This is a genomic window from Paracoccus sp. KKT209 (assembly GCF_055635455.1).
In genome coordinates, this window is the sequence record NZ_CM145758.1 from 2,191,781 (window position 1) to 2,217,849 (window position 26,069).

The 26,069-nt window shown below is 62.9% G+C and carries 21 protein-coding genes, 3 pseudogenes and 1 other annotated feature; of the genes and pseudogenes, 15 read left to right on the top strand and 9 right to left on the bottom strand.

What is annotated here, in order from left to right; translation table 11 throughout:
* The first annotated feature begins 292 nt into the window (after positions 1-292).
* From ACZ2G3_RS10900 to ACZ2G3_RS10910, 3 genes are all read left to right on the top strand, one after another.
* Positions 293-1,195 (top strand): YihY/virulence factor BrkB family protein, encoded by a 903-nt coding sequence (locus ACZ2G3_RS10900; protein WP_470395955.1) that lies wholly within the window; start codon positions 293-295, stop codon positions 1,193-1,195.
* 126 nt (positions 1,196-1,321) lie between these two features.
* The gene (locus ACZ2G3_RS10905; RefSeq protein ID WP_419267861.1) at positions 1,322-1,684 is read left to right on the top strand and encodes a DUF202 domain-containing protein; all 363 of its coding nucleotides are present in this window, start codon (positions 1,322-1,324) and stop codon (positions 1,682-1,684) included.
* A 327-nt stretch (positions 1,685-2,011) separates the two neighbouring features.
* Complete coding sequence (locus tag ACZ2G3_RS10910; protein ID WP_470395957.1) at positions 2,012-2,461, top strand: DUF2934 domain-containing protein; 450 nt, start codon at positions 2,012-2,014, stop codon at positions 2,459-2,461.
* Positions 2,462-2,715: 254 nt separating this feature from the next.
* Here ACZ2G3_RS10910 and ACZ2G3_RS10915 read toward each other — a convergent pair whose 3' ends face one another.
* Positions 2,716-3,717, bottom strand: coding sequence for a TerC family protein (locus ACZ2G3_RS10915; protein WP_470395959.1), 1,002 nt, complete (start codon positions 3,715-3,717; stop codon positions 2,716-2,718).
* Positions 3,718-4,054: 337 nt separating this feature from the next.
* Between ACZ2G3_RS10915 and ACZ2G3_RS10920 the strand changes: the two genes are divergently transcribed.
* Both ACZ2G3_RS10920 and sciP read left to right on the top strand, forming a co-directional pair.
* Complete coding sequence (locus ACZ2G3_RS10920) at positions 4,055-4,222, top strand: hypothetical protein (RefSeq protein ID WP_419267858.1); 168 nt, start codon at positions 4,055-4,057, stop codon at positions 4,220-4,222.
* Positions 4,223-4,443: 221 nt separating this feature from the next.
* Entirely contained in the window at positions 4,444-4,722 is a 279-nt protein-coding gene (gene sciP / locus ACZ2G3_RS10925) for a CtrA inhibitor SciP (RefSeq protein ID WP_470395961.1), read from the top strand.
* A gap of 332 nt (positions 4,723-5,054) precedes the next feature.
* Here sciP and ACZ2G3_RS10930 read toward each other — a convergent pair.
* Positions 5,055-6,284, bottom strand: a pseudogene (locus tag ACZ2G3_RS10930) (IS3 family transposase).
* Positions 5,886-6,003 (bottom strand) — a sequence feature (AL1L pseudoknot). (Overlaps the previous pseudogene by 118 nt.)
* Before the next feature lie 2,714 nt (positions 6,285-8,998).
* Between ACZ2G3_RS10930 and ACZ2G3_RS10935 the strand changes: the two are divergent.
* The 4 genes and pseudogenes from ACZ2G3_RS10935 to ACZ2G3_RS10950 form a co-directional block, all read left to right on the top strand.
* Positions 8,999-9,672, top strand: a pseudogene (locus ACZ2G3_RS10935) (transposase); the annotation flags it as partial.
* 227 nt (positions 9,673-9,899) lie between these two features.
* Positions 9,900-10,550 carry an ABC transporter ATP-binding protein gene (locus tag ACZ2G3_RS10940; protein ID WP_470395962.1) on the top strand — a complete coding sequence of 217 codons (651 nt, stop codon included), beginning with the start codon at positions 9,900-9,902 and terminating at the stop codon, positions 10,548-10,550.
* Positions 10,547-12,934, top strand: coding sequence for an FtsX-like permease family protein (locus ACZ2G3_RS10945; protein WP_470395964.1), 2,388 nt, complete (start codon positions 10,547-10,549; stop codon positions 12,932-12,934). Before ACZ2G3_RS10940 ends, ACZ2G3_RS10945 begins: the two co-directional genes overlap by 4 nt.
* Positions 12,924-13,958 (top strand): lipocalin-like domain-containing protein, encoded by a 1,035-nt coding sequence (locus ACZ2G3_RS10950; RefSeq protein ID WP_470395966.1) that lies wholly within the window; start codon positions 12,924-12,926, stop codon positions 13,956-13,958. Before ACZ2G3_RS10945 ends, ACZ2G3_RS10950 begins: the two co-directional genes overlap by 11 nt.
* Before the next feature lie 227 nt (positions 13,959-14,185).
* Here ACZ2G3_RS10950 and ACZ2G3_RS10955 read toward each other — a convergent pair.
* From ACZ2G3_RS10955 to ACZ2G3_RS10965, 3 genes are all read right to left on the bottom strand, one after another.
* A protein-coding gene (locus ACZ2G3_RS10955; RefSeq protein ID WP_470395968.1) for an IS5 family transposase occupies positions 14,186-14,943 on the bottom strand; the annotation gives its coding sequence in 2 pieces (ribosomal slippage) (positions 14,186-14,622 and positions 14,622-14,943; 759 coding nt in all).
* 262 nt (positions 14,944-15,205) lie between these two features.
* Positions 15,206-16,099, bottom strand: a complete 894-nt coding sequence (locus ACZ2G3_RS10960; RefSeq protein WP_470395969.1) for an NAD-dependent epimerase/dehydratase family protein — start codon at positions 16,097-16,099, stop codon at positions 15,206-15,208.
* Positions 16,100-16,142: 43 nt separating this feature from the next.
* Complete coding sequence (locus ACZ2G3_RS10965) at positions 16,143-16,328, bottom strand: hypothetical protein (protein ID WP_470395970.1); 186 nt, start codon at positions 16,326-16,328, stop codon at positions 16,143-16,145.
* Positions 16,329-16,538: 210 nt separating this feature from the next.
* On the opposite strand from ACZ2G3_RS10965, the gene ACZ2G3_RS10970 reads away from it, so the two are divergent.
* The 3 genes from ACZ2G3_RS10970 to ACZ2G3_RS10980 all read left to right on the top strand — a co-directional run bounded on the left by ACZ2G3_RS10970 (position 16,539) and on the right by ACZ2G3_RS10980 (position 19,583).
* Positions 16,539-17,591 (top strand): SDR family oxidoreductase, encoded by a 1,053-nt coding sequence (locus ACZ2G3_RS10970; RefSeq protein WP_470395972.1) that lies wholly within the window; start codon positions 16,539-16,541, stop codon positions 17,589-17,591.
* Positions 17,592-18,040: 449 nt separating this feature from the next.
* Positions 18,041-18,889, top strand: coding sequence for an alpha/beta fold hydrolase (locus ACZ2G3_RS10975; protein WP_470395974.1), 849 nt, complete (start codon positions 18,041-18,043; stop codon positions 18,887-18,889).
* Positions 18,890-19,157: 268 nt separating this feature from the next.
* Positions 19,158-19,583, top strand: coding sequence for an HD domain-containing protein (locus ACZ2G3_RS10980; protein WP_470395976.1), 426 nt, complete (start codon positions 19,158-19,160; stop codon positions 19,581-19,583).
* A 35-nt stretch (positions 19,584-19,618) separates the two neighbouring features.
* Here the strand turns inward: ACZ2G3_RS10980 and ACZ2G3_RS10985 are convergent, their stop codons facing one another.
* Positions 19,619-20,194, bottom strand: a complete 576-nt coding sequence (locus tag ACZ2G3_RS10985) for a thermonuclease family protein (protein ID WP_470395978.1) — start codon at positions 20,192-20,194, stop codon at positions 19,619-19,621.
* A gap of 260 nt (positions 20,195-20,454) precedes the next feature.
* Here ACZ2G3_RS10985 and ACZ2G3_RS10990 point away from each other — a divergent pair, with 260 nt between their 5' ends.
* Positions 20,455-22,191: an alpha/beta hydrolase gene (locus ACZ2G3_RS10990; RefSeq protein ID WP_470395980.1), complete on the top strand. Its 1,737-nt coding sequence runs from the start codon at positions 20,455-20,457 to the stop codon at positions 22,189-22,191.
* 58 nt (positions 22,192-22,249) lie between these two features.
* Here the strand turns inward: ACZ2G3_RS10990 and ACZ2G3_RS10995 are convergent, their stop codons facing one another.
* From ACZ2G3_RS10995 to ACZ2G3_RS11005, 3 genes are all read right to left on the bottom strand, one after another.
* On the bottom strand, positions 22,250-22,663 hold the full coding sequence (locus tag ACZ2G3_RS10995) for a VOC family protein (RefSeq protein ID WP_419271352.1): 414 nt from the start codon (positions 22,661-22,663) through the stop codon (positions 22,250-22,252).
* Positions 22,664-22,766: 103 nt separating this feature from the next.
* Positions 22,767-23,477 (bottom strand): nitroreductase family protein, encoded by a 711-nt coding sequence (locus ACZ2G3_RS11000; RefSeq protein ID WP_419271353.1) that lies wholly within the window; start codon positions 23,475-23,477, stop codon positions 22,767-22,769.
* Between the two features lie 261 nt (positions 23,478-23,738).
* Positions 23,739-24,131 carry a DUF4112 domain-containing protein gene (locus tag ACZ2G3_RS11005; protein WP_419271354.1) on the bottom strand — a complete coding sequence of 131 codons (393 nt, stop codon included), beginning with the start codon at positions 24,129-24,131 and terminating at the stop codon, positions 23,739-23,741.
* A gap of 173 nt (positions 24,132-24,304) precedes the next feature.
* Here ACZ2G3_RS11005 and ACZ2G3_RS11010 point away from each other — a divergent pair.
* Together ACZ2G3_RS11010 and ACZ2G3_RS11015 are read left to right on the top strand one after the other, a co-directional pair.
* Positions 24,305-24,697: pseudogene (locus tag ACZ2G3_RS11010) on the top strand (transposase); the annotation flags it as partial.
* A gap of 354 nt (positions 24,698-25,051) precedes the next feature.
* The gene (locus ACZ2G3_RS11015) at positions 25,052-25,837 is read left to right on the top strand and encodes a CPBP family intramembrane glutamic endopeptidase (protein WP_470395982.1); all 786 of its coding nucleotides are present in this window, start codon (positions 25,052-25,054) and stop codon (positions 25,835-25,837) included.
* The last annotated feature ends 232 nt before the right edge of the window (positions 25,838-26,069 follow it).

The following is a 26,069-nucleotide window of genomic DNA, read 5'->3' on the forward strand; positions in this document are numbered from 1 at the left end:
TAGGGGACTTATCATCTTCGGCCAGACCACAAGGCTTGGAGGGTGGCACGCTGACTACAGGAGATGAGGTGAGCATCCCGGGGATGCCGGACAGATTCAGGTATGGCGCAACCGACCGCCCTGCGCGGGAAATCGAAGGATGTGACCAGTACCTGGGGTGCAGTTAAGCCGAACACCCGCGGCTGCACCGCAACCCCAGCAAATGGCACCTTCAATCGAGAACTGGGGCTTGATCAGCCCGTCGGCGGAACCGGATTTGCAGACGCCTGCTTGTTAGAGGGAGGTTCCGTCCATGCGCACCCAAGGCCTCGGCCCGAAACAGTTCTTTCGTGAACTCATTGACGCCATCAGCGACGACAATGTCTTCAATGGCGCTGCTGCCCTCGGCTTCTTTCTGACCCTGGCGATCTTTCCGGGCCTCATCGTCTTGATGAGCGTCATTCCCTATCTTCCTGTCGATGATGTCGACAAGGCAGTCATGGATCTGCTGGGGCGGGCGCTGCCGAAAGAGTCCGCCGCTCTGGTCGAGGGTGTCGTCGAGGAGGTGACGCAGGAACAGCGGGGCGGTCTCTTGTCCTTCGGCTTGCTGGCAACCCTCTGGGTGGCGTCATCGGGGATGTACGCGATCATGCAGCAACTCAACATCACATACGGCGTCAAGGAAGCCCGCAGTATCGTGCGTGGTCGCATGACGGCCATCATTCTCAGCCTGCTTTTCGGCATCCTGGTGCTTGGCGCCTTCTCGCTGGTGGTGCTGGGGGGCACTCTGGAGCAGTGGGTGATCGACCGCCTCGGATCGCCGGAGACCCTGGCCAAGGTCTTTGCCGCGCTTCGCTGGATCATCATCTGCCTGGCGCTGCTGCTGGGTCATGCGCTTTTCTACAAGTTCGGCCCGAATGTGGAGCAACGCTTCCGGTTCATCACGCCGGGCAGCGTGCTTGGCAGCGTCCTGTTGATCCTGGCCTCGTTGGCATTTTCGATCTACGTCAAAAATTTTGGCAACTACGGCGCGACCTACGGCAGCATCGGCGCGGTGATCATCTTGATGCTCTGGCTTTACATCGCGGGCTTCGTGATCCTTGTGGGATCGGAGATCAACGCCTTGCTCGAACATCACAGCGTGGACGGAAAGCGGAAGGGCGAGAAGAAGCAACCCGACCACTCGCGCAGCGGGAGGCGCGATCATGAGACCTGATCGCAAGGAATCGGAGCGATCCTTGCTACTCCCCGGCCGTTCCATCTTGCCGCTATCAGTTCTGCGCCAGGCCTTTCCTCATTCAGGCGCCTTGCCTTGGCGCCTGTCCGGATCATAGTAGACGCTATGGCTGCCAAGGAACAACTTGCCGAAGATCGCACGGACCTGGCCGAAGATCGGACGATCTTGGCGGTGGAGCGGACATTCTCGGGCTGGATCCGCACGGGCTTGGCGACCACCGGGGTGGCCATCGGCCTCCATGCGGTCTTTGGCCTCTTTCAGCCTGCCTGGGTTCCGAAGGCCGCTGCGACGCTGTTTCTGCTCGCTGCCGAGCTGATCCTCTGGGGAGCATGGCTGGAAAATCGAAAGTCGCGGCACCGGCTGTCCAGCCACACGGCGCGACTGCAGCCCGGCGGCCGGATCACGCTTCTGGTGACGGTTCTTTCTCTGGGCATCCTGGCGATCTGCGGGGTGCTCTGGCTGCTGTGAAGACCCATGCGGCCGCCAAGGTGCGTTTACGGTTGCTGCTTGATGTCTTGGGAGGCCGCCACGCAGCCCTGTTGCCGAAATCCGTGACCTAAACTGCGCGTTGACGTCTGACGACGCACCAGATCGATGATCTGCCTGGAATGTCAGCGTCAGGAATTACCGGCACAGCTTTTACAGTGTCACAATCCGGCGCCGGCCAGAGCACCCGCAGGGAAGATTGCACCGCCATGCCACGCGCAGATAGCCAAGGGGTGGCGAGGCTTGCCAACCGTGTTTACAGGTTATCACATGCACATTAGAGGCGCTTTAGCAAAGGAAGAGCTGATCATGAATGACGAACGCACGCAGAAGATCCGGGATCGGGCCCACGCCCTTTGGGAAGAGGCCGGTCGTCCGGAGGGACGAGACGCGGAACACTGGTCGCAGGCCGAGCGGGAGGTAGCCGCGGAGGATGAGGCGCCTGCATCCGAAAAGACCGCCACAGGCCGTACGCGCAAGTCCAAGGCCAGCGCAGACGAGACATCGGATGCACCGAAGGCGAAGCGCGGGCGCAGCGCCAAGGCGGCGGCTGATCCCTCGGCCGATCCTTCCGAGAAGGCAGCCGAAAAAGCCGCTGGCCGCAAGTCGAAATCTGCGCCGGAAGAAGGTGCGGACGCCCCGAAAACCGCACGTGGCCGAAAGGCCAAGGCTGCGCCGGCAGCAGAGGGTGAGGCACCCAAGGCCAAGTCAGGTCGCAAGCCCAAAGTGGTCGCCGAGGGTTCTGACGCGGCCGAGTAGTCATCCGCAAGAGATGCAAGACACCGCAGGCTGACAGCGGCACCGAGGTGCTGGCGGGCCTGACCGAGCGGGCAGCTTGCAGGACAGGAAGCCAAGTCCGGTGGCATGACAAGTCCCGCGACCTGACGGCTGAAGGCACCCGATGGGGGAAGCTTGCTCTGCCTCCTGAGAACTGGCGCCACAGCAGAGATCACCCTGTTCAGCACCAGGAAAGATATACGCCGCCCGTTCCCGAGCGGCGTATCATTCATGCGTCAGTGCCGCGCCTCGCCGAACTGGAGAGGTTCTGGCGTCTTGCCGCGGGTCTTGGCCAACGACACCACCACGCCGATGGTCAGGATCACGAAGGTGATCCCCAAGGACCAGGCCGGCGGGAACTTCTCCCACCCCATCAGGTCGGCGATGAAGATCTTGGACCCGATGAAGACCAGCAGGATCGACAGCGCGTATTTCAGGTAGGCAAAGCGGTGCAGGATCGCCGCCAGGGCGAAGTACAGCGCCCTGAGGCCCAGGATCGCGAAGATGTTCGATGTATAGACGATGTAGGGGTCGGTGGTGATGGTGAAGACGGCCGGGACGGAGTCGACCGCGAAGACAAGATCCGCCACCTCGATCACGATCAGCGCCAGCAGCAGGGGCGTCGCAAAGCGGACCACCTTGCCGGTCCTGGGGTCGGGCTGCCTGACGATGAAGTCATGCCCGTGCAGCTGGTCGGTGACGCGCATCCGGCGTCGCAGGAAACCCAGAAGCCGGTTGTCCGCCATGTCATGGGGCTGATCGCCCGCGAACAGCATCTTGATGCCGGTGAAGATCAGGAAGGCCGCGAAGATATACAGCACCCAGTGGTAGTGCTCGACAATGGTCGCGCCCAGGCCGATCATGATGCCGCGCAGCAGGATCACGCCCAGGATACCCCAGAACAGTACGCGGTGCTGGTACTGCCGCGGAATGGCAAAGAAGCTGAAGATCAGCGCGATGACGAAGATGTTGTCCATCGCCAGCGTCTTTTCGACGATGAAGGCGGTCAGGTACTGCGCCGTCGCCTCGCCGCCCATCTGCCAGTAGATGAAGCCCGAGAAAGCCAGGCCCAGGGTGATGTACATCGCCGAGAGCTTGAGGCTTTCGGCGATGCCGATCTCGTGGTCGTCCTTGTTCAGCACGCCGAGGTCGAAGACCAGAAGCGCGACCACCAGGCCCATGAACAAAAGCCACATCCACAGCGGCTTGCCCAGAAATGCGATAAGAAGAAATTCCACGATGCCCTCGCGAATATTGCCATCGTGCAAGGCGCGAGGAGGAACAGGCCGCCGTCGCACCGAGCACGCTCGATGCGGTCCGACATCGCGCCAGATCAAGGTGATCATGCCGCCAGAGGGGCCCGGTCCCGCAGGGGTTGAAGTAGAGGGAGGCGTGGCGAAAAGCAAGGGCCCTGGTTGCCGAGGCGCTTCAAGGTGCAAAAGGAAATGGCCGCGCTTTCGCACCCGGCGTGCAACCTGCAGCCATGCACGAAACCTGTGCGAAAAGTCAGGTTCCCATACGCGCAGGCCTGAGCTTAGATAAGGTTGTACATTTTTAGTAAGTTGGATATTTCCCGTGAGCCAGAACCAGCAGGAATTCAGCCTTCGCCCCTGTGTCTCGGAAAAAGACCTGAAAATGATCCTTTCCGCCGTGGGCGCCTATTCTCACAATACCGAATACCGTGATCTGCGAGATCGGCTGCAACATCAGGCAGCCGCCTGGGGGGTCATCAGGGCTTCCTGAGCCTGCCTTTGGCACGCACTCGCGAATCATTGCGGATCGCATTATGGCGCAAGATGAACCATTAACAGCGGTTTGTCCCGTGCTGCGCAACACCCTGCCTCTCGGCGGCGGCTTTCCCGGTTCCTGCCGGGAACGCCCTAACTGCCTGCCAATCCGACTGAACTGACCCCCGTTCTACGGCGGGCACGAGAGCCTGTGTAACGTCATGTAGAAGGTTTGCCATGTTCGTAAAAAGGTCTTCACGTCCACGCATCGTGACCCTTGACGGGGGACGCATCCTGAGCGTGGGCGATCTTCCGGATGCAGACACCCGCTGGGTGGCCAGCCGAAAGGAGACGGTCGTTCTGGCTGTAACTCATGGGCTGATCAGCCGAGACGAGGCACTGAGGCGCTATGAACTTTCCGCGGAAGAGTTTGATGCCTGGTGCCGCGCCAGCAGGGCGTTCGGGAAGGACGCCTTAAAGAGCACCGCGTTGAAACGGTATCGGCAGGCAAATTGATCCCCGCCTGACGCTGTGGGCATCCGTCGTTCAGGATCTGATAGCCAGGAAAAGCGCGTATTTGGTCGCAGTGGCTGTAACATAATATCTTGGGCCGAATTTGGAGAAGCGATGCAGCCCAGGGGGCTGCTGATCAGTTCATCCTGGCTGAAGGGGAACTGAACTGATGGATCCAGTTGCCTCTCCGGACGATGGCAAAGATCACGGACCTTCAACATATATTGGGCGCGTGTTGGAAGCCGTTCGGAGCAATGTGCCGGCAGGCTGCCGAAGACGTTGGAAGAGATCCGGTTTGAACCGCGCCGGGTTTTCCGGAGGCTGATTGGGATTAGTTACGCGGCCATGTCTTCAGCTTCCAGAGCGGCGTAGAAGTTTGCCTCCGCTTCGGCCGGCGGGATGTTCCCGATCGGCTCGAGCAGGCGGCGGTTGTTGAACCAGTCTACCCATTCGAGGGTGGCATATTCGACAGCCTCGAAGTTGCGCCAGGGCCCACGACGGTGGATGACCTCGGCCTTGAACAGGCCATTGATCGTCTCCGCCAAGGCATTGTCGTAGCTATCGCCGACACTGCCGACGGAAGGTTCGATGCCGGCCTCGCCCAGCCTCTCGGTGTATTTGATCGACAGGTATTGCGACCCGCGGTCGGAATGGTGGACGAGCCCCGCGCCCTTGGCTGGGCGGCGATCGTGGACAGCCTGTTCGAGGGCATCGAGAACGAAGCCTGCGTGGGCTGTTTGGCTCGCCCGCCAGCCGACGATCTTGCGGGCATAGGCATCGATGACGAAGGCGACATACACAAGCCCCTTCCAGGTGGCGACGTAAGTGAAATCGCTGACCCAGAGCATGTTCGGCGCAGGCACGCGGAACTGCCGGTTCACCTTGTCCAGCGGGCACGAGGCCTTCTTGTCGGGGATCGTAGTCTTGTGCGGCTTGCCCCGGATGATGCCTCGAATACCCATGTCCTTCATCAGTCTGGCGACTGTGCAACGGGCGACATCGAAGCCTTCCCGATCCAGCTGACGCCAGACCTTGCGCACGCCGTAGACGCGCCAGTTCTCTTCGAAGACACGCTCGATCTCGGGCCGCAGCGCTGCGTCGCGCCGGGTGCGATCCGACAATCGGGCCGGATCGGCCCGCTTCGCCAGGTGATCATAGTAGGTGGACGGGGCGATCGGCAGAACCCTGCAGATCGGCTCGACCCCCGTGCTTCCCTCGCTGATCGTCGATGAACCCGACCATCACTTCGACCGGCGGTCGAGCTCCGCCATCGCAAAATATGCGCTCGCCTTGCGCAGGATCTCGTTGGCCTGGCGCAGTTCCCGGTTCTCCCGCTCCAGCGCCTTCATCTTCTCTGCCATGTCGGTCGGGATGCCAGAGCGCTTGCCGCTGTCGACCTCGGCCTTCTTGACCCACTCGTTCAGGGTCTGCGGCGCACAGCCGATCTTCGCGGAAATCGACGTGACTGCCTGCCAGCGCGATCCATGCTGACCCTCATTGTCGAGAACCAGGCGCACTGCACGCTCGCGCACTTCGGGGGAAAACTTGTTCGTCGTCTTGCTCATGATGCTCCATCCTACTCAGGAGTTGGAGCCTCCGGCAAACCCGGAGCGGTTCAGTTGAACGACCTGATGTGCCACGGAGTGGCGCTATGAGCGGCGGCAGCGGGGCCAGGACGCCCTTCTCTCCCTGACGGCCGAGGACTTCGATAGAGACCGTTGCTGCTGACCTCGCGCGTCGGAGGGGCGATCTGATCGACAAGATAGCCACTCGAGGTATTGAGGTCGGCGGGATGATCGTCCTTGGGGGCCGACACCTCCAGTGCGATCGTCAAGGAGCTTGCGCCACGAGGGCTGGATTATGAGGGTGATGTTTGTGCCGGCGTACCAACTCTACGGGCAAGGCTGGATAAGAGCGATCTGCCCCGGTCATGAAGGGAGGCCAATGGACCCGATGCACTTCTTTCAAAGCGCAGCGGCAATGTTGCCCGTCCCGTGATCCCGCAGCACGCCAGCGATGTGCCTGGATGGCCGCTGAGCCGATCGAACCGGGAAGTCGCTGCCGCGCCGAGCGGTTTGGCCGACGGCTGAACGACATGTTCTCGCCTTCCAAATACAAAGCTCCGGATAAGATCGCTCAGAGGCTTTGGATTGCTGTGGACACCAAGGGCCAAGTTACCGTTCCGTCAGGTTCCAATTGCCGTTCTACCTCTCGGTTCGTGCGGCACAACTAGGTGTGCGGCATTGACGGGCGCGATATTTGGCTACAGGTGCGATATGGGAGGCGGGCTCAGGCTTGCGTCCGAAAAAACGGCTGCAGCGGGTAACGCGGCCCTATGGCTTGGTGTCAGCACTGCCGCTCGCCGCAGTGCACAGTCCCCACCCAAGCCCTCCGCTATCACAGACACGGGCAGGAATAACGCGGTACTCAAGACCATCTGTCTCTCTATATAGCAGGAACCCCGGTGACGGTTGTTCAAGCTCTCTTTTGCGCACCAGGCCGCAAAAGATGAGTTGCGATCAAAGCAAGGCTACCACCACTGTCAGATCCCAACCGTAGTGGTCACGGGTTCAGACCCCGCCACCCTTGCCATTGCCGCTGCCGTTGCCGTTGCCGCCGCCGTTCCCGTTGCCGCCGCCGTTCCCGTTGCCGCCGCCGTTGCCGCCGTTCCCGTTGCCGCCGCCGTTGCCGTTGCCGCCGTTGCCGTTCCCGTTGTTACCGCCTGCGCCGCCCGTGCCACCACCGCTCGTGCTACCGCTTCCGCTGCCCGCACTGCCGCCACCAGTGCTACCGCCTCCGCTGCCCGTGCCGCCGCCACCCGTGCCACCGCTTCCGCTGCCCGTGCCGCCACCGCTCGTGCCACCGCTTCCGCTGCCCGTGCCGCCACCGCTCGTGCCACCGCCGCCGCTTCCCGCAGTGCCGCCACCCGTGCCACCGCCGCCGCTTCCCGCAGTGCCGCCACCCGTGCTACCGCTTCCGCCGCCCGTACTCCCGCCACCGCTTCCACTGCCACTATTCCCGCCGCTGCCGCCAGCAGATCCGGGGCCCCCGCTGCCCTCACCGGTGCTTCCGCCTCCGGCCTCGCCCGGGCCGTCCAAACTGCTCCTGACGCCGGTCACGGTGCGAGCATCTGAAGATTGCAGCCGTCGGTTGTCGCCTCGGTCAGCAGCAACCGGCCCGCGTTCCTCGGCTGTCACTTGAGGGAGGACAAGGACGCGCGGCGCTCCAGGCACTTGGGACGGTGCCGGGATCCTCCTTTGCGTGAGGACGGGCTTGGGTTCCACAGGCGCTCCTCGGCCGCCCAGCCACAACTCCAGATAGCCTTCCTCAGGGGAGGGCGTGAAGCTGACAAAGTCCCGCGCCTCGGTGTCCAGCATATCCGCCAGTTCCTCGGCCGCCGCCCGATCCTGAGGGTGAAAATATCGGACATGTGTTTCGCCGATCGTGAAGCGCGTCGCTGCTTCCTCGGGCGACCATCCCGCCGAAGAAAGCTGCGTCATGGCGTGGCTCCGCCGTTCCGCGGCAATACGCTCGGGAACGTAGACGGCCAAGCGCATCTTTGGCAGTTCCGGATTGTTCGACACCTGCCGAGGGACAGCGTCACCTGCCGGCACCGGGGGCCGGGTAAGCTGCGGCGATGACAGGGAGGAAGCCGGCTCTGCCTTCGGGACGATCGTCTCAGGCGCAGCGGTCTCGATCTCAGGACTCGCCTCGGATCCAGTCTGTGCGGAAACGGACCTTGGCTGCGGCGCTGCTGGGGCCGAGGGTGTAGGCGCGGAAGAAAGGTCGGACTTCAGCCCGGGCAGCGGTGGCAGATGGCGCCAGATCTCTTGCGCCGTCGGAAGCCCCTCCCCATTCGCCTGAGAGCCCGCCTGCGTCGCGATGAGACAGGCGATGAGGGTCAGCGATCCCAGACGGACCTTTGCATGGCTGCGGCGTTTCGGCATGGCATAGGCCTCTGCTTTTGGTGCGCGGCACCCGGTGAACAACCGGACGCCAGCATTAACCACAAAGTGTCAGTCCATAGCCTTTCCTGCCCAGGTGTCACGTCAAGTTATGTTTACTCCACCTGAAGATGAAATCGCTACACTTGCACAGCTCACCTATCCCTGCCCCACCTCTGCCATTTTTGATATGGCCAAGACCGCCCGCCCGCATTTGCGGCAGGGGCGGTTCAGGAAGTGCCTGTCACGCAGAAGGGGATGGCCAGCGGAAATCCCCCGATGGTAAAGGGATGTGGAAGTGGAATTTTCTCGGCAGGATGATTGAGGAAATTCCGATGAAGAAGACATGTTTCACCAAAGCTCAGGTCATCGCCATCCTGCGGCAGATGGGGAACGGCTTGCCCGGGTCCGGGTTATGTCGCAAACACGGCTGATCACCCCGGCAGTCTACAAGTGGTGCCCCAAATATGGTGGCATGGAGGCCAGTCTGATGGTCGAAATGAAGGCCATGGCCGACGAGAACCGCCGACTGAAGCGTATGTATGCCAAAGTCAGCATGCAGAACGACCTGTTGAAGGAAGCTCTGGAAAAAAATGACCCGGCCAGATCAGCACCGAGGGTTGGCCGTCGAGGCGGTGTCGAGAAGGGGCGTCAGTATCGCCCTAGCCAGGATGCACGTATAGGCTCAGCGAGACATGCTCCCCGTACAGCTTGAAGATAGACGTGGAGAACGAGCAGTACCATGCTGCTCATCGGCTTGACCAATGCAAGGAGGACCTGAGGCTTCAATTGTATTTTCTGTTCTGTGCAACGTCCAAGACCATGTGTGGAACCACAAACGCGTCTATAGGATCTACCGCGAACTGTAATTGAACCTGAGGATCAAGCCCCGCGATCGGCTGAAGCGGCAAACGCGGCCATGTCCATAGGTTTTATGGCAGATCGTTTCGGTGATGGTCGAGCCTTCCATCTGCTGAACGTCCCGGACGCTTCCAACCGCGAGGGTATGAGTGGGCAAAAACGGCCTGCGTTACGAAATGGGGATGAGGTCATTTTGTTTTGGCCGTTCAGACAGCCTGATCTGAGGAGCGTTGCGGAAGCCTCCCTGCTGCCAAGTCTGGTGCCTTGCCTCTCGAAGCAGTTCGCAGCATCGGCGCAGCCGCTGGGAACCGCCGCCGCCTTGCTGCCTTGGTATACCATGCCAAGGGCTAGCTCGCTTGGCAGAAAGGTGAATTAATGCTGCTGAGCCTCCGCGATATCACCAAGACCTATCCAGGGAGCGCAACTGCGGTGCTGCGGGGTGTGACCTTCGATCTTGAACGTGGCGAGATGCTGGCCCTTACGGGAGAGTCCGGCTCGGGCAAGAGCACGCTGCTTCATCTGATTGGCGGGCTGGACACAGCCGACGGCGGGGTGGTGGCGGTCGACGGCGTGGATTTGACGGCCTTGGACGATACAGGGCGCGCAGCCATCCGCCGCGGCAAGGTTGGCGTGATCTTCCAGCAGTTCAACCTGATCCCTTCATTGACGGTGGCCGCCAATATCGCGTTCCAGGCGCGGCTTGCGGGGCATCATGACGCCAACCGCAACCGTGTTCTGATCGACCGTCTGGGGCTGAGCGACCATCTGCACAAGTATCCCGAGCAGTTGTCCGGCGGGCAGCAGCAGCGGGTGGCGATCGCCCGTACGCTTGCGCCGCAACCGGACCTCGTTCTGGCCGACGAGCCGACCGGCAACCTGGACGAGGCCACGGCGGACAGGGTTCTGACCCTTCTGCAGGATCTGGTTGCGGAAACGGGGGCCGGCCTGATCCTGGTGACGCATTCGGAACGCTTGGCCGCGCGCCTGCCGCGCCGGTTGCACCTGCAGGGGGGACATTTGACGTGAGCCTTGTCATCCTGTCCGCCCTGGCGTCGCATTGGCGGCGCAACCCTCTGCAGTTGCTGACGCTTTTGGTCGGGTTGGCCTTGGCAACAGCGCTCTGGTCGGGCGTGCAGGCGATCAACGCCGAGGCGCGGGCAAGCTATGGCGCCGCAGCCGAGACGCTGGGCGAGGGTCAGTTCGCGCAGATCACCGCGATGGACCGCGGCACGATCTCCCAGCAGACCTATATCGAACTGCGCAGAGCCGGCTGGATGGTTTCCCCCGTGATCGAAGGGCGCCTGGGCCCCGTGCGGCTCATCGGGCTGGAGCCTTTGACAGCGCCCGGGGGCCTCGGGCCCGTCAGCGCCGACAGCGGCGGGGATCTTGCGGCCTTCCTGTCAGGGCCGGGCCAGATATTCGCCCAGGCGGATACGCTTTCGCGGCTGCCTGGCACTGGCGTGCAGGGCATCCTTGCCCCGGATGTGCCACCCGATACGGCGACCACCGACATCGGGTTGGCGCAGCGCCTGCTGGACCGCCCGGACCAGATCGACCGCCTGGTCGTGGCGTCCGACCAGCCGTTGACCCGCCGCCCACTGGCCGAGGTGGCCCCTGATCTGATCCTGGTCGCACCACAGGACGGCGGCGATGTCGCACAGCTGACGGACAGCTTTCATCTGAACCTGACGGCGTTCGGCCTGCTGTCCTTTGCAGTGGGGCTGTTCATCGTGCATGGCGCGATCGGCCTGGCGTTCGAGCAGCGCCGCGCCATGGTGCGGACGCTGCGGGCGTTGGGTGCGCCTTTGGGGCGGCTCATCGTGCTGATGGCGGTGGAGCTGGCGGTGCCGGCCTTAGTGGCGGGCGCCATCGGTGTCGCGCTGGGCTATGTCATCGCGGCTGCACTTCTTCCCGATGTCGCGGCCACCCTGCGCGGGCTCTACGGCGCTGACGTATCTGGGCAGATGACGCTGCGCCGGTCTTGGTGGTTGTCGGGGCTTGCCATCTCAGTGGTGGGAACCGCCGTTGCCGCCAGCGGGGCGCTGTGGTCGCTGGCGCGGATGCCGCTGCTGAGCGGGGCACATCCGCGGGCACTCAGCATGTCCCACCGCCACTGGGGGAAGTCACTGCTGGCGCTGGTCCTGCTCCTGATCTCCGCAGCCCTTGCGGTCTGGGGGAAAGGGCTGTTGGCGGGCTTTGCCATGCTGGGAACACTGCTGATCGGCGGGGCACTGGCCCTGCCGCCGCTGCTGACGCTGCTGCTGGGCTGGGCCGAAAGGCGCGCCAAGGCGCCGGTGGCCCATTGGTTCTGGGCCGATACACGTCAGCAGGTGCCGGGCCTGTCCTTGGCGCTGATGGCGCTGATGCTGGCCATGGCCGCGAATGTCGGGGTTTCGACGATGGTGTCGTCGTTCCGGCTGACCTTCATAGGATTTCTGGATCAGCGGCTCGCGTCGGAACTGTATGTCAGGGTCGAGGATCCCGCGCAGGCCGCCGCAATCACCGCGGCTGCAGCCGGTCACGCCGACGCCATCCTGCCACTGCTGAGCGTGGATCATCAGATCGCCGGCAGACCAGCCGAGATCCTCGGCCTGCGCGACCATGCCACCTATCGCGACAATTGGCAGTTCCTGCGTGCGGTACCGGATGTCTGGGACCGTCTGGCCCAAGGCGACGGGGTCCTGGTCAATGAGCAGATGTACCGGCGGGCAGGTCTGGATCTGGGGAACGAAGTCGCGGTCGATCATGATGTCAGCCTTCCCGTGCTGGGCATCTATGGCGACTACGGCAACCCTGCTGGACAGGTGATCGTGAGCGAGAACCTGTTTCGCAGGCTGTTCCCCCAGATCACTGCCCGGCAGTTCGGGCTCCGCGTCGATCCAGGTCGTGTTGCAGCCCTGCAGGACCGCCTGCGCGATGAGGCTGGCATTGCGGAGGGCGCGATGATCGACCAGGCCGCAGTCAAGGCCGCCTCGCTGGCCATCTTTGAGCGCACCTTCACCGTGACCACCGCGCTGAATGTGCTGACACTCGCCGTTGCAGGCTTTGCCATCCTGATGAGCCTGCTGACACTGGCCGGGATGCGCCTGCCGCAACTGGCGCCGGTCTGGGCCCTGGGGCTGACGCGGCGTAGGCTGGCCTGGCTGGACCTGCTGCGCACCCTGTTGCTTGCCTTGCTGACGGGTGCGCTGGCGCTGCCGCTGGGGCTGGCGCTGGCTTGGGCGCTGCTGGCGGTCGTGAACGTCGAGGCCTTTGGCTGGCGGCTTCCGATGTACCTGTTCCCGTTCGATTACCTGAGGCTGGGGATACTCGCGCTGCTGGCGGCGGCACTTGCGGCGCTGTGGCCGGCTTGGCGGCTGTCGCGCACGCCGCCGGCGCAACTTCTGGGGGTGTTTCGTCATGAACGTTAGGGTACTGGCCTGTCTTCTGCTTCTGCCGCAGGCGGCATCGGCCCAGGGCTTTGCCGGTTTGGGCGCAGACGCCGAGGGCTTTGCACAGCCGGTCCCCGAACGGGCGCTGGAGTTTCCCGCCGATCACGGTCCCCACCCGGAATACCGGATCGAATGGTGGTACCTGACCGCAAACATGACCGGCCCGGACGGCACGCCCTTCGGCCTGCAATGGACGCTGTTTCGGTCGGCGCTGGCGCCACGCGACGGTGAGGGATGGAACACGCCGCAGCTGTGGATGGGGCATGCGGCAGTCACCACGCCCGATGCGCATCATGTGGCCGAGCGCCTGGCGCGGGGCGGCATCGGACAGGCGGGGGTGCAGGCCGACCCGTTCATGGCCTGGATCGATGACTGGGCCATGCAAGGCCCGGATCTGGACAGCCTTCACCTGACCGCCTCCGGAAGCGCTTTCGCCTATGACGTCCAACTGCGTGCATCGGGCCCCTTGGTCCGACATGGTCAGGACGGTTATTCGGTCAAATCAGCCGCCGGGCAGGCCAGCTACTACTACTCGCAGCCGTTCTTCGATCTGACCGGCACGCTGTCCCTGCCGGAAGGCGATGTCGCCGTTACAGGAACGGCATGGCTCGACCGGGAATGGTCATCGCAACCGCTGGCCGAGGATCAGCAGGGATGGGACTGGTTCTCCCTGTCCTTCGACAGCGGCGACAAGCTGATGGGCTTTGTCCTGCGCGGAAGCGGCGACTACACCTCTGCCACCTGGATCACTGCCGATGGGCAGGCCAACGCTTTTGCTGACGGAGCCTTCGCCGCCACACCGTTGGAATGGCATGAGGTGGAGGGGCGGCAGGTGCCGACGACATGGCAGGTCAGACTGCCCGCCGGGGGTGTCGACGTGACGGTGGCGGCCCTGAACCCCGACGCCTGGATGCAGACCTCCGTGCCCTATTGGGAGGGACCCGTCACGGTGGAAGGCAGCCACGACGGCGTCGGGTACCTGGAGATGACGGGCTACGAGTGATCTCGATGGGTGTTCCTGCTCTGCCTGCGTTCCCTAGACCTCCGGACAGCAGAGTTTTCGGTTTTTTCTGCCATGCCTACGTTTTTGGGCCACCAGACGCTGGAACTTCCGGCCTTGGCAACGACAGCGGGCTGGTTGCACCGTTGGGAAGGCACAGTGCGCTTTGGACGTTGTACCCTATAGCGCTATGAAACAGCCATTACTGTAGGCTCAGGACTCGTTCTTGATCACAGCCAAAATAGGACGGTTGCGGCCAATGCTATTGCGGAGAGGTATGTCTCCGGGCACCTGTCGTAACGCGTGGCGACACGTCTCCAGTCTTTCAGCCGCCCGAACATGATCTCGATGCGATTGCGCCTTCTGTAGCGGCGCTTGTCGTATTTCACGGTTTTCTTGCGCAACTTCCGGCTAGGGATACAAGCTTTTATCCCTCTGTCCTGCAACGCTTTTCGCAGCCAGTCAGCATCATAGCCTCGGTCCGCCAAGAACCAATCAGCCTGCGGCAGGCCGTCCAGAAGCGCCGCTGCGCCGGTGTAGTCGCTGACCTGTCCTGCCGACATGAAGAACCGGATAGGTCTGCCTTTCGCATCGGTGACGGCGTGCAGCTTGGTGTTCATGCCGCCTTTCGTTCGACCAATCTGGCGACTGCGCCCCCCTTTTTGGCCCGCAGGCTGCAAGCCGTGCGATGCGCCTTCAGATAGGTTGCATCGATCATGATTGTCTTCGGATCGGTGCTCTCGGCGGCCAGGCCGACCATGATCCGGGCGAAGACCCCGTTGTCACTCCAGCGCTTCCAGCGATTATAAAGCGTCTTGGCAGGTCCATATTCACTCGGCGCATCGCACCATCTCAAACCATTGCGATTGATGAAGATAATGCCGCTCAGCACCCGCAGATCGTCAACTCGGGGACGGCCATGGCTCTTGGGGAAGTAGGGGCGAAGGCGCGCCATCTGCGCCTCGGTCAGCCAGAACAGGTTGCTCATCGATCAGGTCTCCTTGCGGCGGCCTGAATCACGCAAAGGGCGTAAAATCAATGGGTCTGGAGCCTAGTGTCTGCGCCATCCCTTTCGCTTTTCGGGCGCAGCCGCATGGCTCATGAACCAGTGTACGTCTGGGCATTCGGCACGCGGCTTGCTGTTGAACGCCTCGCGTGAAATCCTTGTCGACCAACTTGCCGGGCCGCGAGAGGTTTAGGATGACGTGCTCAACCGGGGCATCACAATCGCACCGCCCCGGCCGGTCATCTCAGACTTTCACGTAGTTCCGCCACGGATGCGCTTCCTGGAATCCCAGCACCTCGCGGATCTTGCGATTGGAAAGCGGCGCTTCATCCTTGCCCATCGGCCGGGTGATCGGCGTATCCGGCGCATGTTTCGCCAGAAATTCGGCCGTCGGCATGGTGGCGGTGATGGCGTCATTCACCGCGTTGAACACCTGATAGCCAAGCCCATCCTTTTGCAGGCAAAGATGCACGATCTCGCCCAGGTCGCGGGCGTCGATATAGCTCCAGGCGTTGCGCTTGCGGCTCAGGGGATGGGCCAGGTAGCCGGGGAAGTTGGCATATTCATGCGGCTCGACGACGTTGCCGATCCGCAGGGCGTAGACATCGGCACCATAGCGCGTTGCAAAGGCACGGCCGGTCTTTTCGTTGACAACTTTCGACAGGCCGTAGCTGTCCATCGGATCGGTGTCGTAATCTTCCTCCAGCGGGAACGAATGATAATTCCTGTCACCCTCGGCAAAGCAGACGCCATAGGTGGTTTCCGAACTGGCAAGGATCACCTTGCGGACGCCCAGCTTCATCGCCGCTTCCAGCACATTGTAAGTGCCGATGGTATTCTGCGCGAACGTGATGTTGTCGGGGTTGATCATCACCCGCGGCACAGCGGCGAAATGCACGATGGCGTCAGGGGCCTTCGGCGGTGCCCCCTCCTCATAACCCTCAAAGCCGAAATGGGTGGTGAATGCGTTGAAGACCTGGCCGCTGTCGGTGATGTCGGTGATCAGCGTGTTCACCCCCCGAAGGTCGAGCGGCTTTAGATCGACGTTGAGGACCTCGTAGCCCTTCGCCAGCAAATGGGACACGGCATGGCGACCGGCCTTGCCGGTGCCGCCGGTAAAGATGATGCGTTTTGTCATGATGCTCTCCGTTTCGTTCCTGCTGAGCCCGTCGCGACAGGCATCACCGGTTCATGGGCGAAGCCGCGCGATAAGGTACGCCGCTGATGTTGCTCTCCTTCAACACCACCACCCGATCGCCAATGGCAAGACCTTCCGGCAGATCCGACCACACCACGAGGATCGACACGCTGTTTCTGACGCTGCAGCGTGAGGCGCTGCGTTTGTCGACACCCGAACAGATCGCCAATGGGTGCTGCCGTTTTGATCATTCCTGCTTCACCCGAAGAATGACCATGACGCAAGAGAAGGCTGCGTGATCGGGGGGCGCAGCTGGGCATTCGGGAGAATGGCAGCAGGCCAAAGCGGCCAGGAAGCGGCCTTGGCCCCGCAACCGCCAAGGAACTTCCTGGAAAACCCCGCGTTCCCGGCGACAGGTTCTGGAGCGAGGAGTGACCCCGTGCATGCAAAGCTCAAGCCTCTGGATCAGCAGGCCCTGGTCATCACTGGCGCAACGAGCGGCATCGGCTTGGCCACGGCCCAGGAGGCCGTAAGGCGGCGCGCTGCGGTTGTGCTTGCAGCCCGTAACGAGGAGGCCTTGCGTCATGTTGCTGGCGCGTTGCAGGCGCAGGGGGGACGCGTGACGATATGCCCGGCCGACGTGGCCGAGGAGGCCGACGTCGAGCGAATAGCCGAGACGGCCTTTCGCGAATTCGGCGGTTTCGACACCTGGATCAACAACGCTGGGGCAGCCACCTTCGGCACGTTGAAGGAGACGCCCCTGGACGACCATCGCCGCGCCTTTGAGGTCAACTACTTTGGCCTTGTACAAGGCTCGTTCGTCGCGGCACGCCATCTGCGCCAGCGCGGAGGCGGCGCCATCATCAACCTGGGATCCATGCTGTCGGACCGCGCGATCATCGACCAAGGCCCCTACTGCGCCACCAAGCACGCCGTCCGGGCCTTCACGGATGTGCTGCGCATGGAACTCGAGCGCGATGGCGCACCCATTGCGGTGACTCTGATCAAGCCCGCGAGCATGCACACTCCCTACCCCGAGCACGCCCGCAGCTATGTCGATCAGCCCATGCGCGTCCCGCCTGTCGTCTATGACCCCAGGCTTGTCGCAGACGCGATCCTGTTTGCGGCCGAGCATCCCCGACGCACGCTGATGGTGGGCGGGAATGGCCTGATGATCTCTCTCATGGGGCAGGTGGCGCCTCGCCTCACCGACCTGGTCATGGAAGCAATCGGCCGACCCGCCCAGGTGAAGGCGCAGGATCCAGGCGATCCGGCCAAGCGCGACAATCTCTACGCGCCTCGCCGGGATGGCGTGGTCGATGGGGCCCAGAACGTCTACGTCCGCCGGCAGAGCCTTTTCCTGGAAGCGCAGAAGCGGCCCGTCGCCGCGGCTGCCCTTCTGGGCGCAGTCGGCTGGCTGGCTTGGACCGCGGTATCGAACAAAGAGCGGCAGGCGTCCCCGTACAAGCAGAAAGACTTGGCACGACTCTGAACTTCCGCAGACAGCGCGCCGAGACACGCCATTGATGCTCAACGCCTTGCGCCTCCCCACAAGGCGGCTTTGGCTCACCCGCTTCTCTTGCTGGCTTGATCTGCAAACCTGTCGCAAAGCTGGTACTGCTCTCCCGCCGTAGTAGGCACTGTAGTTGCCAACTTGTTAATTACGCTTGGAAATATATTGCCACGGAGCGCATGCGATGGGGTCAATTGGTGCGCTTTCGTTGCGACACAATGGCTTTTTCGCCGTTCCACAGATCAGGCATTAGTGTCACCTGAAAAGCAATCGCACCATGAAGCTCGGCATCGAACCTGATGTCTCGCCATCGGCACTCCAGAGCCCCCTCCTCGCGAAGGGCATGTCTTTTCAGGATGACCCCTGCGCTTGAGACCGCTTGACGCGAAAGCCCCGGATCATTTCATGCCCTTCCCGCGTTAGGCCTTATGCAACCGCAGGTCCCCTTTTTCACGCCGTCTCTCAACTTCACCCGCCAAGGCGCGGGTAAACCGCTTCTTATGCTGCACGGCCTTGGTGGCAACATCGCCTCGTGGGATAATCTCGCTGCCGATCTGACGAAAACAAACGAAGTCATCATGTTGGATCTGCCAGGTCACGGCGCATCACCCGTGACACCCGGCTCAAGCACCTTCGCTGGGATCGCCGATGAGGTGGCCGACTTCCTCAAGGCAGAAGGTCTTGAAGGCATTGCTGCCGTTGGCATGTCGCTGGGCGGACGGTTGGTGCTGGAAATGGCCCGCCGCGGCCTAGTCGGCCCCACGGTCGCACTTGCCCCAGGCGGCTTCTGGAATGACAGGGAGCGGATGTATTTGAAGGCTTCGCTCATCGCCAGTGGCAGTCTTGTGAAAACTGCCCGCCCGGCGCTGCCTTTTCTCACGCGCTACAAGGCCAGTCGCGCGGCCCTTCTGGCGCAGATCTCGGCCAAGCCGTGGCAGGTCCCGCAAGAGGCCGCGTTGCGGGAGCTCCGGTCCTTTGCGGACACCCCTGCGTTCAAGGATCTGGTGCGAGATCTGGCCGCAGGGCCCATACAGGAAGGTACCGCGAGCACCCCCGGCCCTGTGACGATCGTCTGGGGGCGCAAGGACCGGTTGCTGCTGCCACGGCAAGCGGAACAAGCGCTGCAGGCATTCCCGGAGGCGCAGCTCCACTGGGTGGATCATGCTGGGCACTATATCTCGTGGGACGCGCCGGATGAGGTATTGCGTCTGATCCGGCAGGGGATCGGGGCGACATCGGCACCACAAGCGCCTGAAGCAGCCGGCTGCTGCAAATAGCTCTGACCTTTCTGCCTTCGGGTCCTTTCAATACTTTTCCATTTGCGGTGGGCGTTGTCTCATAGACTTTCCAGTTGAAGGACCGACACTGGTGTTCGGATCTGGTTCGCAGTCCGCATCTGCCGCTCGGAAACGCTGTCAGCTGTTGGAGCGGGAGGGAACATGGGGCGGGCCGGCTGTCGGCGTTGACGCCTTATTGAACTGGCTCTGCCGCAATCGGCAGGGCATCTTTCACCTTCAGCAGTCATACCTGCCGGAGGATGCAGCCATGGATCTGGAACGTGCCATAGAGATCGCGGCCGGTGCGCATCGTGGTCAGCGGGACAAGGCGGGCGAGCCCTTCATCCTGCACCCGCTGCGGGTGATGCATGCCTGTTCGAGCAAACCGGAGCGCATCGTGGCCGTGCTCCATGATGTGGTCGAAGACACTCACTGGACGCTCGATGACCTGCGCCGGGAGGGTCTGGGCGAGGAGCTGGTGGCCGCGGTTGACGCGATGACCCGGCGCGAAGGCGAGAGCTATGCCGATTTCGTGGACCGTGCGGCGCGCAATCCCATCGCCCGTGCCGTGAAGATCGCGGACCTGCGCGACAACCTCGACATGACCCGCATCGCGGATCCCACGCAGTCCGATGTGCAGCGGTCGCGAAAATACCTGCAGGCGTTGAGGTCGCTGGGCGTGTCGCCCGAGTGACGCGGCAGGGCCTTTCCGGCGCGTCTCCGGGATCCCTACCGCTCGCCCTTCCGCCAGTCCCAGGGCATGACGAACTCGCTGCTCCAGACCCCCCGCTGCGCCACCCGGGCCACGACTTCCTCCGGGTCATAGGTCCTGCCGCCGTATTGCCGGTAGGCGACCGCCCATCCGTTCTCGACCATCCATGCGTTCAGGTTCTCGGCCCCGGCCCAGCAGATCGCGACGCTCCGTTCATAGCGGTCCCTGTCCTGCTCCTCGCACCTGACCTGTCGCCCGGCGATCACGGAGACAAGGGCGTCTTCGGCCTCCACCCCGCAGGCCCAGTTGCGACCGCCCCGCCGGCAGCTCTGCGCCGCTTCGGGGGCATCGATGCCGAAGAGCCGAACGCGCGCTCCCGCCACGTCCAGCGTATCGCCATCGATGACCTTGGCGTTCCCTGCCTGTCCTGTGGCCGGGGGCTGGCCGCTGACAAGCTCCTGCAGCACCCCTTCCAGCGCCTGGCGCAGCCGGGGATTGTCGTCGCCGATCAGGAACAGCGCCGCCACAAGGGCAATGACGGCAAGCCAGACCTTCGGGCCGGTACGGCGTCTTGTTCTGCGGCGCTTCGTCATGCTGGTGATGTGCAACAGAGCGGAGGCATCGGCAATGCCAAAGCGTCAGAACAATGACCTGCCACCCACCTTGGCAGCGGCGGCATTTCCCGGGCTAACCAGCAGCAATGACTGGTCTGCAGCTGCATCCCCAACTCGCTCTTGGAGCGAGATATCCCCAACGGTGCGGATGGGCCCGCCTGCCTCCAGCTGCCTCAGCCTCTCCATGCTGCAGGCGCCGCTGCGCCATCTCTGCTCTTCAAGCAGGGTGATCTGCGTGTATGGAGAGGCGGAAGGCGCGGTCGTTTCCCGGCGCGTCACTGGATGAGGACATGATGGCGGGCGCGGTGCTCAGGTTTCTGGATTGGTTCGACCGCCGCACGTCGGGCATGGGGCTGGTGATCGGCGCGCTGTTCGTGGCAGGTTCCTTGACGCCTTCGCTGATCCCGCGCAGTCCCCAGATCCAGGGCATTCTTGCCGGCTTCTGCTTCGCCGCCGGCTATGGTGTCGTGGTCCTGGCCGAGGCATTGTGGCGCTACCTGCACCTGCCGCGGCTGACGACACGGCAGGCCCGCGTGGTGGTGCCTGCGCTGGGTGCGGTCGCGTTGGGCGTTGTGACCGTGTTTCTGGTCCGGTCGGCCGAATGGCAGAATGACATCCGCGCGGTGATGACCATGCCTCCTGCCGAGGGTGTCGCGCCGCTGGTTGTGGCGGCCTGGGGCACGGGCGTCGCGGCGGTGCTTTTGGTGACCTTCAAGCTGCTGGCCGCGCTGGGGCGATATGCCAGCCGCCGCATTGCACAGGTATTGCCGCCCCGACAGGCACGCGTCCTGGCCATCGCGCTGACCGCGCTGCTGGCCTATCAGGTCGCCAGCGGCGTGCTGGTGCGCGGGGTGGTGCGCAGCATCGACAGGTCCGCGCAGGCGCTGGATGACCTGGTTCCTGCCGACCAGGTCCCACCCCGGCAACCTTGGCAGACGGGCAGTTCCGCCTCCTATGTCGCGTGGCAGGATCTGGGTCGCGAGGGCCGGATCTTTGTCAGCCAGACGCCCTCGCCTGAGGCGATTGCCGACGTGACCGGCCAGTCGGCACGCCAGCCGCTGCGGGTCTATGTCGGCCTGAACGCCGCCGAGACGCTGGCCGCGCGCGCCGATCTGGCCGTCAGGGAACTGGAGCGGGCGGGCGGCTTTGAACGTGCGACGCTGGTGGTGGCGATGCCCACGGGCACCGGCTGGATGGATCCTGCGGCGATGGAGCCGCTGGAGCATCTTCATCACGGAGACGTGGCGACGGTCGCGCTGCAATATTCCTATCTGCAAAGCTGGATCTCGCTTCTGGTGCAACCCGAACATGCTGCCGAGGCCGGACGGGCGCTGTTCCAGGCCGTTCATCGACGCTGGCAGCAGCTGCCCGAAGCCACGCGGCCGCGGCTTTATCTTTACGGCCTCAGCCTGGGGGCCCACAGCTCGCAGCAGTCCTTGCGCCTGCACGAGATGCTGGACCAGCCCATCGACGGGGCGCTGTGGGTCGGATCGCCCTTCGTCAGCCCGCTGTGGCAGACGCTGACGGCCGAACGCGACCCCGGCGCGCCCGCCTGGCTGCCGCGCCTGACGACGGGCGAAGTCGTCCGCTTCACCGACGGACATCAGGGCCTGCAGGAGGGGGCGCCATGGGGAGACGTCCGCATCGTCTTCCTGCAATACGGCAGCGACCCGATCGTCTTCTTCCGACCCGACATCGCGATCCGTCAACCTGACTGGATGACGCCGCCACGTGCGCCCGGGGTGTCGGACGACCTGCGCTGGTATCCGATCATCACCGAACTGCAGCTGGCCTTCGACATGGCAATCGCGCTTGAGGTGCCGATGGGGCATGGCCATCGCTATGCCTATGTCGACCATGTCGGCCCCTGGCTTGCGGTGACGGACCCGCCCGGCTGGAGCCCGCAGCGCCTGGACGCGCTCCGCGCCCATTTCCGCCAAAAACAGGCTGCTTTGGGGGACCGGGAGGACAGGTGATCCAGCAGATCAAGGCGTCCAGCAGAAGTTGACAAGCCCCCCTGCCCCACCTGGTGTCTCAGTACCCTTTCCAAAGGCCGGGGGTGGCAAGCTCCAGAAGATGGCCGTCAGGATCACGGAAATAGACCGACTGGCCGCCGCGGGGCCATTCGGTAATGCTCTCTATCACGACGCCCCGGGCAGAGAGATGGGCGTTCCAGTCTGTCAGCTGTTCACTCTCGATCGCGAAGGCGACATGAAGCGGCCCGGAACCATCATGGGGCGGGATCGTGCCGCCGGGGGTCTGGACAGGTTCAAGCGTCTCGCCGCGCAGAAACAGCAGCAGCACCCCGCGCCCGGCCACGTCATAGGCGCGCATGCGGCTGTCCGCATGGATCACAGGCAGGCACATGACGCTCTCGTAGAACGCAGCCGCACGATCAAGATCGTCGACATAAAGGGCCGTCTCGAGAATGGCGGACAATTCGGGCATGGGGGAATGTTAGGACCGGCAGCCCATCGGGTCAATCGCTGGCCCGGGCAGATGCCACCCACTGATTATCTCCGCACCGACCCCGCACCCATGCGATCTGACATCAGCCTGTCTCTGCGGCTGGCCGCATGACCGTCATGATCTCGGATCGCGGCTTTTTTCGCTTGGCGACGGCAGGCACGGTTGCGTCAGAGGCAGGATACCCCACCGGAAGGATCATCACCGCCTTCTCGTGGTCGGGCCTGCCGCACAGTTCAGGAAGGAACTTCATGGGATTGGGGGTATGTTCCAGGCAGACGAGACCCGCGTGATGCAGCGCCGCGATCAGAAAGCCGGTGGCGATGCCGACGCTCTCCGGGACGTAGTAGTTCTTGTAGCGGGTTCCGTCCTGCGTCACGCCATAGCGCTGCGCGAAAACGACGATCAGCCAGGGTGCGTCCGTCAGATGCGGCTTGCTGGCGCCGGTCCCGATCGGCTCCAGTGCAGCAAGCCATTCGTCACCGCCTCCACCGGCGTAGAAATCCTGTTCCTCCGCCTCGGCGGCCAGCCGGATGCGCGACTTCACCTCCGGATCACCGATCGCCACGAAATGCCAAGGCTGGTGGTTCGCGCCCGAGGGCGCGGTCGCTGCCGCCTCGATGCAGGCAGAGATGATCGCTTCGGGCACGGGGCGCCTATCGTAATGCCGGACCGAATGGCGCTTTCGCATGTAATCCCGGAAAGCAACTGCAGCCGCGACGGCGTCAACTTCAGCCAGTTGAACCCTGTCCGGCAGAGGCAGCGGCTGATAAGTGACCTCGCCCTTGCGATACATGCCCTCGTCCTCTCCGTTGCTTGGTCAACCCCTCATCAAGCGGCAACAGAGCATTTGACCGCCTGCTTCGCAAGGAACACTATACGAGGAGATGCCGGATAGGTGTTTGCAGAGAACACAGGCTGAGGATTTCGCTGTCCTTGGATGACGGCGCTCCCTCCAGTTGGGCAGATGCATTCACTCGGACACTCTCCTGCGCCTCCAGGTTCCGGTCGTGCCAACGCGCTTCTGATGTCAGCCGGCCAGACTCGAAGAGAATTTCTATGATGGCCGTTCGTTCCCGAGGCGTGACTGCATTTCGTCAAGGCTGACACGTTCGAGATGCGCTCGCAGGATGTCGACGTTGCGAAGGTTGGACTTGAACCAGGCATCGAAGACGCTTCCAAGGAGAGGGATACTTCCGACTGTCGTATCCATCGCAACATTGATGCCCTGCCGGGCAAGCTTGTGGGCGGGCAGCCCCATGCGATAGCTTTCAAGGACGATCCACGCCGCGGGCACCATGGCCGCAGCGTCGCCGAGGCCCGGCAACAAGCCGGCAATCGCGTCATAGCCGACACGGAAGCGCGTGCCGGGGATCCGAAAAACTGAATCCAGGCGCCCGGAGAGACGTTCGAGGCGTTCGAAGCGAGCCTTGTGCAGATGATCTCCCATCGTCCTGAAAGCCCCATGATGCAGTCCTGGTTCCCTGACAGCAGGCCGGTTACCCGATTTGGTCCTGTTCATCCAATCCACTGCGGGACAGCCTCCGCCACAACGCATGGCCTGCGCCCTGAAAATTGGTCCTCCCTGAAGTATGGCTTTTGAGCCATTTGGAGGATGCAGGAATGCCTCAGAAGAGACACAAGCCGGAAGAGATCGTTGCGAAGCTTCGGCAGGTCGACGTGTCGGTGTCGCAAGGTCAGTCTGTGGCCGAGGCGGTGCGGTTGGTCGGTGGTGAGGCATGAGCACGCCACCGGTTCAAGTGTCATGCCGAACCAATTCACCTGCTACCGATGGCGCAAGAAGTATGGCGGGCTGAAGTCCGGCCAGGTGAAGCGGCTGAAGGAGCTGGAGAAAGAGAACGAGCGGCTCAGGAAGGCCGTCTCGGACCTCACCCTCGAGAAGCTGATCCTGAGGAAGGCCGCCTCGGGAAACTGTCAAGCCCCGCCCGCCGCCGTGCCTGCGTCGATCATGTGCGGGTGAAGCTCTCTGTGTCAGAGCGCTTCGCCTGCCGCGTGAACGCCCCTAGAACAACAGGAAAATCCGTTCGGCGCCGGATGTAGAGATGGGTTTGTCTAAGGCAAGTGGCGGAGGGAACAGGCCTGACGTCCAACCTTCTCCAAGCCAAACTATTGTTTTCGCGAAAAAGCTCTTGTGCCTGATAAGGTTCAGAGCGGCCAGTCTGGGGCGCATGCGGCGATCGCATTGAGCAGCCAGACGGACCGAGCCTGATCCAGATCAACGTAAAGCCTGCCTCATAGTGTAATGCAGGTCCTGAAACATCCAATTCGGGAGCCGTCGCGATGCCAAGCCGGACAATTGCTCCTTCTTCAAAGAAGATAACGGCCCAGGCTCTTATCCTTTTTCTCGTCGTGACGTTCTTGATCACGTGGGGGCTCATCGGGATCTATGTTTTCGCACCCGAGATGGCGGCTGCCACCTTCGGCGAGATCAGCGGATCACATCCGTTCTTCTTTCTCGCTACATGGTCCCCGGCGATCGCGGCCTTTGTCGTGGTGTTCTTCCATTCAGGCGCGTCCGGCCCCCGCGCCTTTTTCTCCCGGCTGTTGCTATGGCGATGCTCGTGGGGCTGGGCGGCATTCATTCTGCTCTTCCTGCCGCTCGTCTTCGTCACGGGATCGCTCATCAAGGGAGGCCCGATCCTTACGCCCCTGCCGCCTGAAGGGGCCGGCCCGATGGTGGCGGTGCTGTTCATGATGCTTCTTTTGGGTCCGGTCGAAGAGTTTGGTTGGCGCGGCGTCATGCAGCCACTGCTCCAGCATCATATGGCGCCGATCTGGGCCGGCCTTGTCCTCGGCGCGACCTGGGGGTTCTGGCACCTGCCGGCGTTCTTCCTCTCCAGCACGGTCTACGCCGATTGGAACTTCCTTCCCTTCTTCATCGGGAACGTGACGCTCGCTGTTCTCGTCACGCCGATCTTCAACAGTACGCAGGGCAGCCTGCTCTGGCCGATGCTGTTCCACTGGCAGCTCATCAACCCATTCTGGCCGGATGCGCAGCCTTGGGATACGATCATTCTGGTCGCCGTGGCCGTCGTCGTCGTGTGGTGGAACTACGGCACGATGTTCACTCGTGACGGCGCCGTGACCGAAGTCATCCCGGCCGAACACGCCTTCGCCCCAAGAACCGCAAAGTGATCGCATTCGCAACGTCGCCATCGCATCCTGTGTTCTGGTGCTGGCCGTTTTTGCAGCTCCGCTCATAGCGCAAGATAACTCAGATCTTGCCATGCGGCTGGAGGCAACCCTCGGGGATTGTCACGTCGCCGATGTCTCATCGCTCTGGCCGGCGTCGCCCTGATCGCGGCAGGCATCAGGGTCGCAACGTGGCGTCCCGCAACCTTGCTGATCACCTCCGTTTGCAAGGGAG